Origin of the sequence: Paraburkholderia bryophila (genome assembly GCF_003269035.1) — a bacterium.
GTDB lineage: Bacteria > Pseudomonadota > Gammaproteobacteria > Burkholderiales > Burkholderiaceae > Paraburkholderia > Paraburkholderia bryophila.
Genome location: NZ_QLTK01000085.1, coordinates 1 through 1,296, shown reverse-complemented (window position 1 = coordinate 1,296; position 1,296 = coordinate 1). Strand labels below are relative to the sequence as shown.

General features: G+C 62.6%; 3 protein-coding genes and 1 pseudogene. All 4 read right to left on the bottom strand.

The annotated features are described in order from the left end of the window. A pseudogene (locus tag BX591_RS37105) lies at positions 1-165 on the bottom strand (phage tail protein); the annotation flags it as partial. Positions 166-228: 63 nt separating this feature from the next. Next, complete coding sequence (locus tag BX591_RS35880) at positions 229-585, bottom strand: hypothetical protein (protein ID WP_111936024.1); 357 nt, start codon at positions 583-585, stop codon at positions 229-231. Positions 586-632: 47 nt separating this feature from the next. Further along, positions 633-815, bottom strand: a complete 183-nt coding sequence (locus tag BX591_RS35875; RefSeq protein WP_111936023.1) for a hypothetical protein — start codon at positions 813-815, stop codon at positions 633-635. 35 nt (positions 816-850) lie between these two features. Continuing rightward, the gene (locus tag BX591_RS35870; protein WP_111936022.1) at positions 851-1,267 is read right to left on the bottom strand and encodes an XkdW family protein; all 417 of its coding nucleotides are present in this window, start codon (positions 1,265-1,267) and stop codon (positions 851-853) included. Positions 1,268-1,296: the final 29 nt, after the last annotated feature.

Here is a 1,296-nt window from a genome sequence, read left to right as displayed (position 1 = left end):
AATAACGTTCGTCAGCAGCACGGGCGTATCGAGCGGGAACGCGGTAGCGTCCGCATCTTCGGCCGTGCAGACGACGCCGACGATCGCCGTCGAGATAGTGCGAATCGGCCGCGTGCCCTGGTTGATTTCTTCGACTCTTACGCCGTGGTGATAGTCCTGCGCCATGTTGTGCCGCTCCTGTAGCTGGGTGGTGTGGGTGTTGTCCCGGTCCCGGTGGATTTGCCGGCGTCAGGCCGGGATGGTTTTCACTGCGTCGGCGACGATTTCCGCGCCCGAAAACAGGTAGCGGTTTTGCGTGCCGAAATACTGCGTCGGATCGGTGTCGCCTTCGGCGGGCTTCGCCTGCACGAGCATTTGTTCTGCGTGGCGAAACGAATCCGCGCCTTCGGGCGGAATGCCGGTGAGCGCGATCGCGGTCGCCATGCCGAGCGGGCTTTTACCGGCCTTGAACGTCTCTTCGGTGTAGTAGCTCAGGACCATCGCCGACGTGGTGTTCGAGCTGCGGCTAACGTTGACGCCGTCGATGACGTGATACGCCGCCGGGACGCCGATTGCGTCGATGAGGATTGTTTTCTTGAGTGCCATGTCTGGAGCCCTTCAGGATTGGATTGCGTTGGTGGTGCCAGTGCCGTTCAAGCGGCGGTGCCGGCGTCTGCCGCTGGCGTTTGTGCGGCCTGCATCTGTTCGCCAAACTGCGCATGCGCCGTGTCCATGACCGGCTGTGCAACGCGGTACGGCAGCTCGGCCAGGGCCGACAGGACGATTTCCATGCGGTCCGTCGGCAAGGTGAGCGTGAGGGTTTTGGGCCTGTTCATCGTTGGTACTCCGGGTTCGGGTTGAAGGCTGTTGTTCAGGCCGGCATGGCCGGCCATTGAACGTCGAAAGGAAAGTCGGGTTGTCCGGTCAGGTCACGCAGCCTCTGGCGGTACTGTTGCCAGGCGGCCGCTTGAGCTTTCACGTCGGGCGGCGCATCCTGCGGCGGGTTGGCCTTGCCGTCCGTCGCGACGAGCAGCCGGTCGCGGTACGTGCGGATCAGCATCGCGCGGTAGGTCGACTCGTTCGCGGCGAACTCCGCTTTGAGCGTGCCGGCGTCGGGCTGCGGAATTTCGACGCTTTTCCAGACCGCAATGAACGGTTCGCCGGTCTGCCTGTTCGTGTCCGGATCAACCGGATGGCCGACGAGGAAATCGCGGCCATGCATCAGCGCGGGAAACTTCGTCTGGATGACGGTTATCAGCATGTCGTGCGTGTACAGAATGGGTTCCATGTGAGCCGGTCCTATTGATTGCGTAGCCA

Coding starts and splice junctions, on each gene's coding strand:
- BX591_RS35880 (WP_111936024.1), bottom strand. CDS start 585: ATGGCACTCAAGAAAACAATCCTCATCGACGCAATCGGCGTCCCGGCG.
- BX591_RS35875 (WP_111936023.1), bottom strand. CDS start 815: ATGAACAGGCCCAAAACCCTCACGCTCACCTTGCCGACGGACCGCATG.
- BX591_RS35870 (WP_111936022.1), bottom strand. CDS start 1,267: ATGGAACCCATTCTGTACACGCACGACATGCTGATAACCGTCATCCAG.